12 protein-coding genes are annotated in these 16,311 nt (G+C 34.5%); all 12 read left to right on the forward strand.

The window, feature by feature from the left end:
• Positions 1 to 2 precede the first annotated feature (2 nt).
• The 12 genes from sov to BZARG_RS11765 all read left to right on the forward strand — a co-directional run bounded on the left by sov (position 3) and on the right by BZARG_RS11765 (position 16,282).
• Positions 3 to 7,211 carry a T9SS outer membrane translocon Sov/SprA gene (gene sov, locus BZARG_RS11710; protein ID WP_008638693.1) on the forward strand — a complete coding sequence of 2,403 codons (7,209 nt, stop codon included), beginning with the start codon at positions 3 to 5 and terminating at the stop codon, positions 7,209 to 7,211.
• Positions 7,212 to 7,268: 57 nt separating this feature from the next.
• Positions 7,269 to 7,649 carry a glycine cleavage system protein GcvH gene (gene gcvH, locus BZARG_RS11715; protein WP_008638674.1) on the forward strand — a complete coding sequence of 127 codons (381 nt, stop codon included), beginning with the start codon at positions 7,269 to 7,271 and terminating at the stop codon, positions 7,647 to 7,649.
• The gene (locus BZARG_RS11720) at positions 7,642 to 8,019 is read left to right on the forward strand and encodes a VanZ family protein (protein WP_008638660.1); all 378 of its coding nucleotides are present in this window, start codon (positions 7,642 to 7,644) and stop codon (positions 8,017 to 8,019) included. The genes gcvH and BZARG_RS11720 overlap by 8 nt, the downstream gene beginning before the upstream one ends.
• 64 nt (positions 8,020 to 8,083) lie before the next feature.
• Complete coding sequence (locus BZARG_RS11725; protein WP_008638698.1) at positions 8,084 to 8,803, forward strand: energy transducer TonB; 720 nt, start codon at positions 8,084 to 8,086, stop codon at positions 8,801 to 8,803.
• A gap of 264 nt (positions 8,804 to 9,067) precedes the next feature.
• Positions 9,068 to 11,176 carry a hypothetical protein gene (locus tag BZARG_RS11730; protein ID WP_008638715.1) on the forward strand — a complete coding sequence of 703 codons (2,109 nt, stop codon included), beginning with the start codon at positions 9,068 to 9,070 and terminating at the stop codon, positions 11,174 to 11,176.
• Positions 11,177 to 11,236: 60 nt separating this feature from the next.
• A complete protein-coding gene (cyoE, locus tag BZARG_RS11735) occupies positions 11,237 to 12,130 on the forward strand; it encodes a heme o synthase (RefSeq protein ID WP_040288620.1) in 894 nt (297 codons plus the stop codon).
• A 2-nt stretch (positions 12,131 to 12,132) separates the two neighbouring features.
• Complete coding sequence (locus BZARG_RS11740; RefSeq protein ID WP_008638717.1) at positions 12,133 to 12,714, forward strand: cytochrome c oxidase subunit 3; 582 nt, start codon at positions 12,133 to 12,135, stop codon at positions 12,712 to 12,714.
• 137 nt (positions 12,715 to 12,851) lie between these two features.
• Positions 12,852 to 13,832, forward strand: a complete 981-nt coding sequence (locus BZARG_RS11745) for a cytochrome c oxidase subunit 3 (RefSeq protein ID WP_008638729.1) — start codon at positions 12,852 to 12,854, stop codon at positions 13,830 to 13,832.
• Between the two features lie 21 nt (positions 13,833 to 13,853).
• Entirely contained in the window at positions 13,854 to 14,234 is a 381-nt protein-coding gene (locus tag BZARG_RS11750; RefSeq protein ID WP_008638637.1) for a cytochrome C oxidase subunit IV family protein, read from the forward strand.
• A gap of 59 nt (positions 14,235 to 14,293) precedes the next feature.
• Complete coding sequence (locus BZARG_RS11755) at positions 14,294 to 15,004, forward strand: hypothetical protein (protein WP_008638728.1); 711 nt, start codon at positions 14,294 to 14,296, stop codon at positions 15,002 to 15,004.
• A complete protein-coding gene (locus BZARG_RS11760) occupies positions 14,997 to 15,752 on the forward strand; it encodes an SCO family protein (RefSeq protein ID WP_008638662.1) in 756 nt (251 codons plus the stop codon). Before BZARG_RS11755 ends, BZARG_RS11760 begins: the two co-directional genes overlap by 8 nt.
• The gene (locus tag BZARG_RS11765; RefSeq protein WP_008638685.1) at positions 15,752 to 16,282 is read left to right on the forward strand and encodes a DUF420 domain-containing protein; all 531 of its coding nucleotides are present in this window, start codon (positions 15,752 to 15,754) and stop codon (positions 16,280 to 16,282) included. Before BZARG_RS11760 ends, BZARG_RS11765 begins: the two co-directional genes overlap by 1 nt.
• Positions 16,283 to 16,311 lie beyond the last annotated feature (29 nt).

Raw genomic sequence — 16,311 nt, forward strand, 5'->3', positions numbered from 1 at the left:
TTTTGAATACAACCAATCCTAATTTATTAAAAACCTTAAAAAATCAAGTACTTGTTGCTGGTGCCTTACTTTTTTCAGTGTTGGTTTGGTCGCAAACAGAGCCTGTTGAGCAAGATACAACAAAAACCGGTTTTAATTTTGGCAATATGCAAATGCCAAATCCGTCTAGTATTGTATCTAAATATAAATACGACCCTATAACAGATCGCTATATTTATACGGAAACTATTGGCGAGTTTAATATTAATTATCCCATAATTTTAACGCCTAAAGAATATCAAGATTTAATTGTAAAGCAAGGTGTGCAATCTTATTACAAGCAAAAAATTGATGCTTTCGATGGAAAAAAGGAAGGTAGTGATGAAGGTCAGAAGAATTTATTACCGGAGTTTTATGTCAATTCAGGCTTCTTTGAAACTATTTTCGGAAGTGATACTATTGAAGTCATTCCTCAAGGTTCCGTAGAAATGGATTTGGGTATCTTGTTTACTAAACAAGATAATCCTGCTTTCTCACCCAGAAACAGAAGTAGTTTTACATTCGATTTTGATCAGCGTATAAGTTTAAGCTTGCTAGGTAAAGTGGGAACACGACTACAAGTAACGGCTAATTATGATACACAATCTACTTTCGATTTTCAAAATTTAATAAAATTAGAATACACACCAACTGAAGATGATATTATTCAGAAAATTGAAGTTGGTAACGTTAGTATGCCTTTAAATAGTTCTTTAATTACTGGAGCTCAAAGTTTATTTGGTGTTAAAACACAGTTGCAGTTTGGTAAAACAACCATTACAGGTGTGTTTTCTGAACAGAAATCCGACAGGCGAACGGTTATTGCTCAAGGTGGTGGAACGTTGGAAGAGTTTGATTTTTTTGCAAGAGATTATGATGAAAACCGTCACTTTTTCCTAGCACACTATTTTAGAGATAATTATGATACGGCTTTGGCAAATTATCCGCATATCTTTTCCAATGTGCAAATTACACGCGTTGAAGTTTGGGTAACTAATAAAACTAACCGAACAGAAAACGTTAGAAATATTGTGGCACTTCAGGATTTAGGAGAGTCAAACTCAAACCCATCGGCGAATAATATTTTGCTAAACCCTGTTCCTCCGGGATTTTTAAATGCAGGCCCAAATGCTTATCCAGATAACAAGAATAACGATTTTAACCCGACAACTATTGGTTCGGGTTCAATTTTAAATAAAAGTATTAGAGATATTGCCACCGCACAACAAGGTTTTGGAAGTTTATCTGGTGCCGTTAGTGAAGGTTCTGATTATGCAAAATTAGAAAATGCTCGTAAATTAACAGAAGGTCAGGAGTTTACCTTGAATACGCAATTAGGATATATTTCTTTAAATCAACGTTTAAATAACGATGAAGTTGTTGCGGTTGCATTTCAATATACGGTTGGTGGAAAAGTTTATCAAGTGGGAGAGTTCGCAAATGGAGGCGTGGACCCAACTGGCGTAGATACTTCTGGACCAATAACAACTGTTACCAACAACACCCTTGTTTTGAAATTATTAAAGAGTCCGATTACAAATGTGCAACAGCCTATTTGGGACTTAATGATGAAGAATATTTATGACACAGGGGCCTACCAATTAAGTAGGGAAGATTTCAAATTGAATATTTTTTATAACGAAGCATCACCAGTTAACTTTATTACACCTGTTTCTGGCACACCTTTTCCGCAGTTTGAAGGAAATCCAATAAGCGAAACAACTTTACTACGGCTATTTAATTTTGATAGACTAAACTTTAATAATGACCCGCAAAAAAATGGTGATGGGTTTTTCGATTTTGTTCCTGGAATAACTGTCTTACCGCAAAATGGTAAAATTGTTTTTACCAAAGTCGAGCCGTTTGGTCAGTATTTATTTGAAACTTTATCATTAGCCAATTCTGAAGATTATACCAATACAGCAACTTATAACGACAATCAGAAAAAATACGTTTATGATGTATTGTATAAGCAAACGAAGTCGGCGGCTTTAGAAGAGTCTGATAAGAATAAATTTAAAATAAAAGGGCGTTACAAATCCGAGGGTGGCGACGGTATTCCTATTGGTGCATTTAATGTACCACGTGGGTCTGTTACAGTTACAGCGGGTGGTAGAACGTTAGTGGAAGGTGTAGATTACACCGTAAACTATCAAGCGGGAACGGTTCAGATTTTAGATGAATCTTTGAAGGCGTCTAATACACCAATTCAGGTTTCGACAGAAAATAATGCTGTTTTCGGACAGCAAACCAAGCGTTTTACTGGTGTAAATGTTGAACATAAATTTAATGAAAACTTTGTACTTGGAGGAACATGGTTGCACCTTAATGAACGGCCAATTACACAAAAAGCTAATTATAGTCAGGAACCTATTAATAACCATATTTTCGGATTTAATGGAAATTATTCCACCGAAGTACCGTTTTTAACACGTTTGGCTAATAAGCTTCCCAATATTGATACAGACGTTATGTCTAATTTATCGGTACGTGGTGAGTTTGCTTATTTAGCACCAGGGTCTCCAAAAGGAACTGACTTTGAAGGCGAAGCAACAACTTATGTGGACGACTTTGAAGGTTCTCAAAGTAATATTGACTTAAAATCTCCGCAATCTTGGTTTTTATCAAGTAGACCTCGTGGTATAAACGCTAATAATGACGATCAAAACGGCATAGAGCAAGGTTTCGATCGCGCCCTACTAAACTGGTACACTATTGATCCTATTTTTTACAGCAATAGAAGTCCAAGTGGAATTACCGATGATGATATTTCTAATTTATATACCAGTCGCGTATTTATAAATGAATTATTTCCAGGTCAAGATATTGCGCAAGGTCAAAGTACGGTTTTATACACTTTGGATTTAGCATATTATCCAGAAGAACGTGGTCCTTATAACTTTCAAACCTCTAATGTTGTTATTCCAGATAATCAACTAACCAATCCAGCAAATAGCTGGGGAGGTATAACAAGAGGTTTAACGTCTACCGATTTTGAACAGGCAAACGTGGAATATATTGAGTTTTGGTTACAAGACCCATTTCAAGAAAACCAGACGAATCCAGGTGGAAAGTTGGTATTTAATTTAGGTAATATTTCCGAGGATGTTGTTAAGGATGGTCGTAAACTCTATGAAAATGGTCTGCCTGTCGATGGAAATGTTTTAGGTGTTTTACCACAATCTACCTCTTGGGGTGCTGCATATCCGCAAAATCAATCACTTATTTATGCTTTTGATACCACTGGACAGGAGCGAGACAATCAAGATGTTGGTTATGATGGTTTAAGTGATTCCGACGAACGAATTGTTTTTCCAAATTATGGTATGTTAGACGATCCTTCAAACGATAACTACACTTATTTTTTAAATACGGATGGCGATATTTTTCAGCGTTACAAAAACTATAACGGTGTAGAAGGAAACTCGCCAGATACATTTTCAGATACAAATCGTGGTTCAACATCACAACCGGATGTGGAAGATGTAAACCGGGATAACACCATGAATACTATAGATAGTTACTATGAGTATGAATTGGATATTACTCCAAGTGATTTAAATATCAACAACCCATACATTGTTGATATTAAAGAAAATCAAATAAGAACTTTACCAAACGGACAAACAGTTACACCAAAATGGTATCAGTTTAGAATTCCGGTTGACGATGTTGCAAAAACATCTATTGGTGGTATTTCCGATTTACGTTCGGTTCGTTTTGCAAGAATGTACTTAAAGCAATTTACAGAGCAAACCATCATGCGTTTTGGTACTTTAGATTTAGTACGAAGTGAATGGAGACGCTATTCAAAAACATTAGATGTGGATTTAGGTGATCCATCATTGGATAATACGGATTTTTCTGTAGGTGTAATCAGTACCTTAAAAAATGACGGCAGTTACCAGTCGCCACCAGGAGTAGATCCAGAAGAATTGTATAATAACAATACGGTTATCAGACAGAACGAGCAATCTTTATTGTTAGATGTTTGTGATTTAGAGTCTGAAGATGGTCGTGCAGTTTTTAAGAATATTAATGTGGATATGCGTCAATATAAACGTTTACGCATGTATATGCACGCCGAGGAAGGTTCGCAGCCTGGTTTAAATGACGACGACTTATTTGGATATATTAGAATGGGTAACGATTTAACCCAAAACTATTACGAAATTATGGTGCCTCTTAAAGTATCGCAAGGACTGTCAAAAGAAGCGCTATGGCCAGAAGCAAACCAAGTAAATATACCATTAAAAGTATTACAAGAAATTAAATCTAAAGCTATTGCAGCTGGAAATATTAGTAGTAATAACCCAACTTACTATGATGTTATAAGAGACCAATTAACAGAAAACCCCGTAAATCAATACGATCCATTGCCTGTTGGATTATCGGATTCCGATCAATTTCATCGAGTGGCTATTGTTGGTAATCCAAACTTTGGGGATATACGAACCTTAATGGTTGGTGTAAAAAACAGAGCGTCTGTTAGTAAATGTGCGGTACTTTGGATAAACGAATTACGACTATCAGATATGGATAGTGAAGGTGGTTGGGCAGCTGTTTTAAGTATGGATTCTAATATTGCCGATTTTGCAAGTATAAGTGCAACTGGAAGAAAAAGTACTGCAGGATTTGGAAGTATCGAGCAAGGTCCAGAGGAGCGCAGCCGTGAAGATGTACAACAGTATGACGTGGTTACTAATGTAAATGTAGGGCAGTTGCTACCTGAAAAATGGGGTGTTCAAATTCCGTTTAATTACGGTGTAGGTGAAGAAAAAATTACGCCGCGATTTGATGAGTTTTATCGCGATATTGAATTGCAGACGCAGTTAGATAATAACGTAAACCAAGACTCTATATTAAATGTCAACGAAAATTATACCAAGCGTAAGAGTATTAATTTTATTGGAGTTCGAAAAATTAGAACAGGCGAATCTGCGCCGCGTTTCTATGATGTGGAAAACTTCACCCTTAATTATTCATATAATAAAGTAGAACATCGTGATTTTGAAATAGAAAATGCTGTTGATAAAAATCTGCGAACAGGGGTCAATTATGCCTATAATTTTGCGCCATTAAATATAGAGCCATTCAAGAAAAATGATTCTTTGTTTACAAGTAAGTATTGGAAACTATTAAAGGATTTTAATTTCAATCCGCTACCTGCAAGTTTTACTGTTAACTCTAATATAAATAGACAGTTTAATAAACAGAAATTTAGAGAAATTGATTTGGGAGGAGCCAATATTGGGCTTGAGGAATTATATAGACGAAATTATACATTTGACTTTGGTTACACGGTGAATTATAATTTAACCAAGGCATTATCCATGAATTTCACAGCATCCAATGTAAATATTGTTCGAAATTATTTTAAAAATAATATTAGGAATGGTGAACAAGATGCAAGTTTAGATGTTTGGGATGGATTCTTCGATTTTGGAGATCCAAACACCCAATATCAACAATTAGGTGTGAATTACGAAATTCCTATAAATAAAATACCAACTTTTGCCTTTCTGGATGCAACATATTCTTATAGTGGAGAATTTCAATGGCAAAAAGGATCTGATTTATTGGGAGATTTAGACGTAAACGGTATCACTTATGATTTAGGAAACGTCATCTCTAATGCCAATCAGCATAATTTGAATACCACCTTAAATATGAGTAAATTTTATAATCATATTGGGTTAAAAAAGAAATCGGTTAAAAGAAATACGGCTTCACGAAATGCTAAAAGAACGCCAACACCACCTGGAGCCGAAGATCTTCAAATTGCAGAGAAGCCAAAGGGAGCTGAAAAAATATCTAAAAATAGCGCAGGAACCAAACTTTTAAATACGGGAATTGATATAGTTACAGCCGTAAAACGAATTCAATTTAATTACGCAGAAACCAGCGGAACATATTTGCCAGGTTACTTGCAAACACCTGGATTTGTTGGAACTTTAAAGCCCACAACAGCTTTTACTTTTGGTAGCCAAAATGATGTTCGTGATATGGCGGCAAGACGTGGTTGGTTAACCATGTATCCGGATTTTAATGATCAGTATCGTGTTAATAAAACACGTCAGTTTGATTATTCGGCAAATATAGAGCCCTTTAAAGATTTAAAGATTGATGTTGTAGGAAATAGAATGTATGCGGAAAACTTTACAGAAAACTACCGTGTAAACGATTTAGGTAGTCGCTATGAATATGAATCGCTTACACCAAATTCTTTTGGAAACTTTAATATTTCAACCATACTAATAAAAACGGCATTTAGTCAAAGTAATGAAATTCAGTCTCAAACATTTAATGAATTTAGATCAAACCGTATAAAAGTTGCAAACCGATTAGCGCAAGGCTACTACGGTGGTAATTCATATCCTTTAGATGCGGAAGGTTATCCAGTTGGCTTTGGTAAAAACAACCAAGCTGTGTTGTTGCCGTCATTTTTATCAGCCTATTCAGGGCAGAACGCTGAAAAGGTTTCTTTAGGCGCTTTCCGTGATATACCTATTCCAAACTGGGATGTTAAATATACCGGTTTAATGAATGTAAAATGGTTTAAGAGTAAGTTTAAGCGTTTTTCCATTGTTCATGGGTATCGCTCTAATTATACTATTAATCAATTCCGCTCTAATTTAGATTATGACGTTGAAAACCCTTCAGCAGTAGATCAAAGTGGAAATTATAAAAATGAAAATCTATATAGTAATATTAACTTAAGTGAAATGTTTAGTCCACTTTTCCGGATTGATATGGAAATGAAAAGCTCCATTAAAATCCTATTAGAAATGAAAAAAGATCGTTTGTTATCCTTGAGTTTTGATAATAATTTAATGACCGAAATTCAGGGTAATGAATATATTATTGGAATGGGATATCGGATAAAAGATGTCCGTATTAAATCTAAATTAGCCGGTCCTAAAAAGCGTATAGTGAGTGATTTAAATATAAAGGCTGATATTTCGGTTCGTGATAATAAAACAATCATTCGCTACTTGGATTTAGAAAATAATCAAGTAACATCTGGTCAGACAATTTGGTCGCTAAAGTTTTCGACCGATTATTCCTTTAGTAAAAACTTAACCGGTATTTTCTATTTTGATTATGCCTTTTCAGAGTACGCTATTTCAACGGCATTTCCACAAACAACTATACGTTCTGGAATCACTCTCCGATATACTTTTGGTAATTAAGAGTTATTAGTTTGAAAATATGAAACGAATAAATACATTTGTAAAAAATATATAAACATGAATATTCCAGCTGAATTAAAATATACAAAAGATCACGAATGGGTAAAACTAGAAGGTGATGTAGTAATTGTAGGTATTACTGATTTCGCTCAAAGTGAATTAGGTGATATCGTTTACGTAGAAGTTGAAACTGTAGATGAGACTTTAGATGCAGACGAAATTTTTGGATCTGTAGAAGCCGTTAAAACTGTATCTGACTTATTTTTACCAATTTCTGGTGAAATCATCGAGTTTAACGAAGCACTTGAAGATGCTCCAGAATTAGTAAACAGCGATCCTTATGGTGAGGGTTGGATGATTAAAATCAAATGTTCGGACGTATCAGATGTGGCTAAACTAATGTCTGCAGACGATTATAAAGAATTAGTGGGTGCTTAAAAAACACACCTTATTAATTTCTATAGCTTATACGATATCGTTACTAGCGGTTAGTTTAATAAGGTTGGATTTTAGTGAGATTGAAACTATAATACCATCATTTGCAGACAAAGTATTTCATTTTGGTGCATATGGGGTTTTAACTGGAGTTTGGTTTTATACCTTTAATTATAGGTATAATATGTCCAGAATTAAAGCTTTGTTAATTATTTCTACTGCGTGTATTGCGTTTGGTATAATTATTGAAGTCTTACAAAAAGAATTAACAAACACGCGTTATTTTGATTGGTATGATATATTAGCCAATGTGGGAGGTGTACTTTTAGCCACTTACTTAGTGCTCTTTTTCAAAAAATCTGACGTTAAATAATATTAATCGTTTGTTTCATAACCATTTTTTTGGTTATTTAGCAGGCAGTAATAAATCTATAACTATGGAACCTAAAAAAAACCCGAAAGCAAACGTTGGCAGAAACAGTTCATTGTTCTTTGCTATTGGTTTAGCATTAATGTTGTTTTTAACAAATTATGCTATCAATTATAAAACCTATGATAAAGAATTGATTGATATCGGTACTTTGGATATGGGTGACGAATTAGAAGAAGAAGTTCCAATTACTGAAACCATTGCTACACCGCCACCACCGCCACCGCCACCAGCAGCACCGGAAATAATTGAAATTGTTGAGGATGATGAAGAGATTGAAGAAACAGTAATCGAGTCAACTGAAACAAGTCAGGAAGAAGAGATTATTGAAATTGAAGAGGTTCAAGTAGAAGAGATAGCAGAATTAGAGGAGGTTCCTTTTGCAGTTATCGAAAACGTTCCAGTTTTTCCAGGTTGTGAAAAAGGGAACAACGAAGATAAAAAGAACTGTATGAATGAGAAATTGAGAGATTTCATTGGTAAAAAGTTCAATACAGATTTAGCTCAGGAATTAGGTCTATCAGGTATCCAGCAAATCCGTGTATTCTTTAAAATTGATAAAAATGGGGATATTGTAGATGTTCAAGCACGAGCTCCGCACCCAAGTTTAGAGAAAGAAGCTAGGCGTGTTATTGGTTTATTGCCTAAAATGCAGCCTGGAAAACAAAGAGGAAAAGCCGTAAGAGTTCCTTACTTTTTACCTATAAAGTTCCAAGTCCAAGACTAAATAAAAAATACGCTTTTATATAAAATTAGAATCCCGATACGTTTTAGTATCGGGATTTTTTATTTTAGTCATTTATTGTCTTATAAATGTTGGTGTTTAGGTCTTATAAAACAGGAAGACATTCAGTGTATTTCCTTTTTTAAACAGGCAACGTTGGCGTATTTAAAAAAGTAAATCAGTGCCGTCAAGCTGGTTTTGTTAAATGATTTTTTATGCGTGTTATTAAAAAAATAGTATCTTTCAAATGCCTAAAATTCTTTATAAATGAATAAAAAGAACCTCCTTACCTTTTTGCTTCTTTTAGTTCAAATTGTTTTGTTCGCGCAAGACAACAAATATTATGAGAAACCACCTGTGTTTCCGGAATGTGAATTGGTTGAGCTTTCGGGCTTACAAGTTTGTTTTGATAATCGTGTTTTTGATATAGTTTTTAATTCCTTTAAGATTCCTGATGTCGTTTCGATAGATAATTACAAAGGTGAAGTGGTTATTTTATTCGAAGTGGATAAAGAAGGTGTCTTTCGTGTTATTTATGTTGATGCGTTGTATTCAGAATTAAAAGATGAAGCACGACGTGTTTTTGAAGTCTTTCCAAAAATCAAACCCGCTACTTATAATGGGAATCCAACTTTTAAGCAATATTCATTTGCCTTAAAAATTCCTTTAATTAAACAAACGGATCCAACAACTAAAGATTTAGCAATTAATCGAGAGCTAGCAGAATTAGAGCGCGGAGCCCGGCAAGAGTACGATAGTGTAAATACGAAACTAAAACCGTTTTCTAATAAAGAATATACCAGTCAGTTAAATATTCCTTTTACGCATGAGTTTTATTCCCGATTTGGTAAAAATATGAACCTTGTTGGAACTAATAGTCATACTAGCTCTAAACCGTTTTTATATGAAGATGTTTCATCATATTATAACTTTGAAGCTGAAAAGGAAGCGCTAGCTAAAACAACGTCAACATTTACTGGTAGAAAACTATGGAATGAACGTTTTGTTCGGGTAGAAGGTGAAGATTATTGGTTTACTATAGATCCCATTTTCGATTTACAAATTGGAAAGGATTTGGATGCGGATTTTAGTTATACATTCAACAACACACGTGGTGTTAATATCCAGGGAGGATTGGGTAAGAAATTTAGTTTTTACGCGTCGGTTTTTGAAAGTCAAGGACGTTTTGCGGAATATTATAATCAATATGCCGAATCTATAAAAGCAAAGGATGAAGTTGCTGTTGTGCCTGGACGTGGTATAGCAAAACGTTTTAAAGACGATGCATACGATTATCCTGCTGCTGAAGCGTATTTGTCGTTTACGCCAGTTAATTACTTTAATGTACAGTTTGGACAAGGAAAAAACTTTATTGGAGATGGACATCGGTCGCTATTTACGAGTGATGTAGCAAGTCCGAATCCCTTTTTAAAGTTAAATACAACATTTTGGAAAATTAAATATACCAACACATGGATGTGGCTTAAAGATTCAAGACGGGATGTTATTGATCCTGAAGGCGCGTATTTAACAAAATACATGGCAACGCATTACTTAAGTTGGAATGCTACGAAACGGTTAAATATTGGTTTTTTCGAATCTGTAATTTGGGCAAAATCAGATAATCGCGGTTTCGATGTTAGTTATTTAAACCCTATTATTTTTTATCGTGCTATCGAATTTGAAACGGGACAGAAATCTGGAAATGCGGTTATGGGAATGTCCGCTAAATATAAATTGAGTGACGAAATAAATGTTTACGGACAATTTATTTTAGACGAATTCTCATTATCGGATATCACGGGAGGCGAAAAAAGCTGGAAAAACAAATATGGTTATCAATTAGGTGCTAAATATTACGATGCTTTTAAGATTAAAAACTTGATGATTCAGGCAGAATATAACCGTGTACGTCCATATACTTATTCTCATAATACGGTTGTACTTAATTATGGGCACAACAATCAGAGCATGGCACATTTATGGGGAGCCAATTTTAGTGAGTTTATTCTTATAGGTCGCTACCATTATGAACGGTGGTTTGGGAATGCTAAATTAGTAATGGGCAAGCGTGGATTAGATTTTAATGATGGTACTGATAACTTTAGTTATGGTGGAGATATTTATCGTAGTTATGGGGAACGACCTTATGATAAAGGTGTTACAGTTGGGCAAGGAAATCAAGCCACGACATTTTTCGCCAATCTACAAGCGGGCTACTTAATTAATCCGGCAACTAATTTGAAAATATTTGGCGATATTACTTTCCGAGATTTTAATCCAGATACAGTAAATGCGACTACGTTTAAATCAAATACGGTGTGGTTTAATTTAGGAATTCGTACTGATTTATTTAATTGGTATTTTGATTTGTAAAATTAACTTTTCAAAGTATCTTTGCAATCGCAATAAACGCGTAAAAAGCAAACCATTACTTTGAGTAAGCAAGCCACGTTCTCAGTTAAACATTCTTTAGTTTCTGATTTTAAAGAAATCACGAAAATGCGCTTATCATTAAGCGTTGTTTTTTCTTCAATGGCAGGTTATCTCTTGGGTGCTGAAATTGTCGATTTTTCTATTCTTATTTTACTAGCTTTCGGTGGTTATTTTATGGTAGGTGCTTCTAATATTTTTAATCAAATTATTGAAAAAGATTTGGATTCCTTAATGGATCGCACCAAAAACAGACCTATTCCCGCTGGACGTATATCTGTAACTAACGCGTTCGCTATGGGATGTGTCTTTACTGTTTTTGGTATTGGTATTTTGTATTTTATTAATCAGCAAACAGCTATGTTTGCCGCCATATCTATATTTTTATATACCTGTGTTTATACGCCATTAAAAACAAAAACACCATTGTCCGTTTTTGTTGGTGCTATTCCAGGTGCTATTCCCTTTATGTTGGGTTGGGTAGCTGCTACTAATAATTTTGGTATTGAAGCTGGAACTCTTTTTGCTATTCAGTTTTTCTGGCAATTCCCGCACTTTTGGGCTATCGGATGGTTTCTATTTGATGACTATAAAAAAGGCGGCTTCTTTATGTTGCCAACAGGGAAACAAGATCGAGGGACGGCTAAACAAGTTATAATGTACTCCATTTGGACTTTATTAGTGTCTATTGTTCCAGCTTTCGGATTTACAGGTAGATTACAATTGTCTATTGTAGCATCAGTAATAGTTTTTTTGCTTGGATTAGGTATGTTGTATTACGCTATTCAGCTCTATAAAAAAATGACGGTTCTATCAGCAAGACATCTTATGTTGGTGAGCGTAATTTATATCACATTATTACAAATAATCTACGTTGTAGATAAATTTATTAGATAACCATGGATTTAACCCAAGGAACTTTAGAAGAGAAAAGAGGCAGAGCAAAAAAAATGATGCTTTGGTTTGGTATATTGTCACTAATTATGTCTTTTGCAGGCTGGACAAGTGCGTTTGTAGTTAGTAGCACGCGACCAGATTGGGCAACAGATTTTCAATTACCACAAGCATTTATTTATAGTACAATTGTTATTTTAATTAGCAGCATGACGATTTGGATGGCCAAACGGAGCATGTCGCAAAGTAACAGGCAAATGACGACGGTTTGGTTATTAACAACCTTTGTTTTGGGTATTGCATTTATATCTACCCAGTTTATGGGTTTTCAACAAATTATAGATTTGGGTTATAATTTCACGGGACCAACCAGTAATGTTACCATGAGTTATATTTATTTGATAGCAGTGGTGCATATTATTCACGTGGCGGTTGGATTATTTAGCTTGTTGGTTGTAATTTATAATCATTTTAAACAAAAGTATACAGCCAACCAAATGTTGGGCTTAGAGTTAATCGCAACATACTGGCATTTTGTAGATTTACTTTGGGTCTATCTCTTTTTATTCCTATATTTCGTGGGGTAAAATTGACGCTTAAACATACCAACAAAAACACCTATTATTTAATATGCGCTATATGTTTCTAAAATATAGTAGTGGATATTTCTTTAAAAAGATAAATTGATTATTTTTGTACAACTTTTATTAACTAAATCTGACATATGAGTACTACAGTTGTAAAAACTGGAACCGAAGGTAAAACCTGGGGAGGCGGAAACGAACCTCTAAAAGCAAGTTATGGTAAAATGATGATGTGGTTTTTTATCGTATCGGATGCCTTGACGTTTTCAGGATTTTTAGCAGCCTATGGCTTTTCCAGATTTAAATTTAGTCAATCGTGGCCAATTGCCGATGACGTATTTACCCACGTACCTTTCTTACATGGGCAAGAGTTACCAATGATTTACGTAGCGTTCATGACGTTCATTTTAATCATGTCGTCTGTTACAATGGTTTTAGCCGTGGATGCTGGTCACCATATGAATAAAGCTAAAGTAACACTATACATGTTTTTAACCGTTATAGGTGGTGTTATATTCTTAAGCTCTCAAGCTTGGGAGTGGTCAACATTCATAAAAGGTGATTATGGTGCTGTTGGAACTCATGGTGGAAACATTATCCATTTTGTTGATACAGATGGTAATCGTGTTGCGCTAAAAGATTTTGCAACAGCAGAAGCTTCGGCACGTGAGAGACATGAAAGTAAAAAGGGGATTTGGTTTACAAGTGAGACCTCGCTTCCAAGTTTTACTTTTAACGAAGTTGTAAAAGGTTTTGAAGCCAATCCAAACTTATTGGTTCAGACGACTTATTCAGACGAAAATGGCAAAAAAATCATTTTATCTAGAAGCAAGTCATTAAACGAATTAAAAACCAAAGGGAAAAATGTAGTAGAAGGTGCTAACCTTATTCAAAATGAATATGGTCCACCACTATTCGCAGACTTCTTCTTCTTTATTACAGGATTCCACGGATTTCACGTATCGATTGGAGTTATGTTAAATATAATCGTATTCTTTAACGTCATAGTAGGAACCTACGAACGCAGGGGAAGTTACGAAATGGTTGAGAAAGTTGGTCTTTATTGGCACTTTGTAGATTTAGTATGGGTATTCGTATTCACTTTCTTCTACCTTGTTTAATTATAGATAATACAGTTAAAAATGGCAGACGCACATAATTTAGAAATATTTAGAGGTTTAGTGAAATTCAAATCTAATACTCAAAAAATTTGGGGAGTTTTAATTTTACTTACCATTGTTACAGCAGTAGAAGTAGTTTTAGGTATTTATAAACCTGGGATTTTAATGGGTAATGTTCTAGGGATGAGTATTCTGAACTGGATTTTTATTATTCTAACCATCGTAAAAGCTTATTATATTACTTGGGACTTCATGCATATGCGTGATGAAACCGCAGCATTTAGGCGTATGGCTATATGGACAGGCGTTTTCTTAATCTCCTATCTTATTTTTATATTACTTCAAGAAGGTGATTATATAGGAGATGTGTTTGCAAATGGTTTTGTAAAACAAGATTTTTAAATCAGTTAAATATTCTACAAAAGGCGGTTTTTTAAACCGCCTTTTTTTATTTTTGCACTATGAGAACAAAGCAGATAAAAAGGAATGTTATTTTAGGGGTTTTATTCTTATTACCAGTCATGTTTGTTCTGGTATTATCCCTTTCAGAGGACAACTACAATCCTCTTGAAATAATTAATGAGAACGTCGTTGAGCTTCCCAAAAACGATAAAGGCATTAAATTAGACGAGCATATTACTGTTCTAGCTTTTTTCGGTAAAAAGCCTATGGAAATGGCAACTTCCGCTTCTAACTTAAAAGAATTGGTCTATCAGAAGTTTAAAGGTTTTAAAAAATTTCAAATTGTGGTGTTAGTACCTTTCGGTACAGAGGAAGAATCCGAAATCTTATTTAAAGAAATTGCACGTTATGAAGATTTGCGCTTTTGGCATTTTGTTCATGCAGATGAAGAAGCAATTAAGAAAACTTTTAATGGCTTAAAAGCATCTTTTAGCCTCTCTAACAACTTAGCTACTGATAATGTGTTTATTATTGATACGGATCGCCATCAACGTGGTCGATTAGATGATCGAAGCGATAAAGAAAGAGAGAATAATAAACCAGCCTATTCATTGGATGCTTATAACTCTATTCAAGTATCTATTATTAAAAATAAAATGAGTTCCGAGGATTTACGAGTCCTTTTTACTGAATATCGCCAAAAGCGTAAAGGTAATTTCGATTCGGAAACACGTCGGGCTAATGAATTAAAACCTTCAAGTCATGAGTAAGAAAACTAGTTATTCGTATGTAGGCATTGCCTTTGTTATATTAGTGTTTGGAATATGGTTTATACCTAGAATTGTAGATCGCATTACCAAAGGAGATACAGTTAGAAACGACAACCGAAGTGAGCAGGTTTCTAAATCCGATTTTTCTGTAGACGAAACGGCCCCTTTGGACTTTATAAATATCAATGGTACACCTAAAAAGGTGCCTTCTTTTAGTTTTACCAATCAGGATGGTGAAACGATTACAGAAAAAGATTATGAGGGTAAAGTGTATGTGGTTGAATTCTTTTTTACAACCTGTCCAACAATTTGCCCAAGAATGAATAAAAATTTGGTGCAGATTCAAAATAAATTTGAAGGTTATGAAAATTTCGGTGTGGCATCTTTTACCATTATGCCAAAAACTGATACACCTGAGGTTTTAAAAGCTTATGCTGAAGAGTATGGAATTACCAATCCAAATTGGAATTTATTAACGGGTGATCAAGATGCTATTTTCGAATTGGCTAATATTGGATTTAATATCTTTGTGGGTGAAGAAGAAACGGAGGAAGCTGGTTTTGAACATTCAGGGAATTTCGCTTTAATTGATAAAAATGGCTTTGTACGTTCTAGACAAGATCATTTTGGTAATCCTAAAATTTTCTATTCAGGAATTATTAGTGAAGCCGAAAAATATGATGAGGATGGACAAGAGCAAGAAATTAGTATGCTAAAAGAGGATATCGCTAAATTGTTGAAAGAATAATGAACTCAAACGTACAAGCAGAACAGAAATATAACAAATGGATTATTATCCTGTCTGTGGTTATTCCTATCGTAGTAGCCGTTCTTTTTGGTGTTAAAATACCGAATGTAGAGCCGCTTACATTTTTACCGCCAATTTATGCAACAATTAATGCCTTTACTGCTTTGGTTTTAGTTGCAAGCTTTTTAGCAATTACCAATGGCAAACGAAAATTACATGAAAAGTTAATGAAGCTTGCTATTATGCTTTCCGTGGCATTTTTAGCTATGTATGTGGCGTATCATATGACAAGCGATTCTACAAAATACGGTGGAGAAGGTGTTATTAAATATGTGTATTATGTTATTTTACTTTTACATATAGTTTTGTCAATCGTAGTTATTCCTTTTGTATTAATAACTTATGTTCGTGCTATTACTAATAATATTGAGCGTCATAAAACGATAGCGCGCATAACCTTTCCATTATGGTTATTTGTTGCGGTTTCTGGTGTTGTGGTATTTATTATGATTTCACCATACTACGCTTAATATGCAAATGATGGTGCAAGTTTAATCGA

The organism is Bizionia argentinensis JUB59 (genome assembly GCF_000224335.1).
In the GTDB taxonomy this organism is placed as follows: Bacteria; Bacteroidota; Bacteroidia; order Flavobacteriales; family Flavobacteriaceae; genus Algorimicrobium; species Algorimicrobium argentinense.

Coding starts and splice junctions, on each gene's coding strand:
- BZARG_RS11740 (WP_008638717.1), top strand. CDS start 12,133: ATGGATTTAACCCAAGGAACTTTAGAAGAGAAAAGAGGCAGAGCAAAA.
- BZARG_RS11745 (WP_008638729.1), top strand. CDS start 12,852: ATGAGTACTACAGTTGTAAAAACTGGAACCGAAGGTAAAACCTGGGGA.
- BZARG_RS11755 (WP_008638728.1), top strand. CDS start 14,294: ATGAGAACAAAGCAGATAAAAAGGAATGTTATTTTAGGGGTTTTATTC.
- gcvH (WP_008638674.1), top strand. CDS start 7,269: ATGAATATTCCAGCTGAATTAAAATATACAAAAGATCACGAATGGGTA.
- BZARG_RS11725 (WP_008638698.1), top strand. CDS start 8,084: ATGGAACCTAAAAAAAACCCGAAAGCAAACGTTGGCAGAAACAGTTCA.
- BZARG_RS11750 (WP_008638637.1), top strand. CDS start 13,854: ATGGCAGACGCACATAATTTAGAAATATTTAGAGGTTTAGTGAAATTC.
- BZARG_RS11760 (WP_008638662.1), top strand. CDS start 14,997: ATGAGTAAGAAAACTAGTTATTCGTATGTAGGCATTGCCTTTGTTATA.
- BZARG_RS11765 (WP_008638685.1), top strand. CDS start 15,752: ATGAACTCAAACGTACAAGCAGAACAGAAATATAACAAATGGATTATT.
- BZARG_RS11730 (WP_008638715.1), top strand. CDS start 9,068: ATGAATAAAAAGAACCTCCTTACCTTTTTGCTTCTTTTAGTTCAAATT.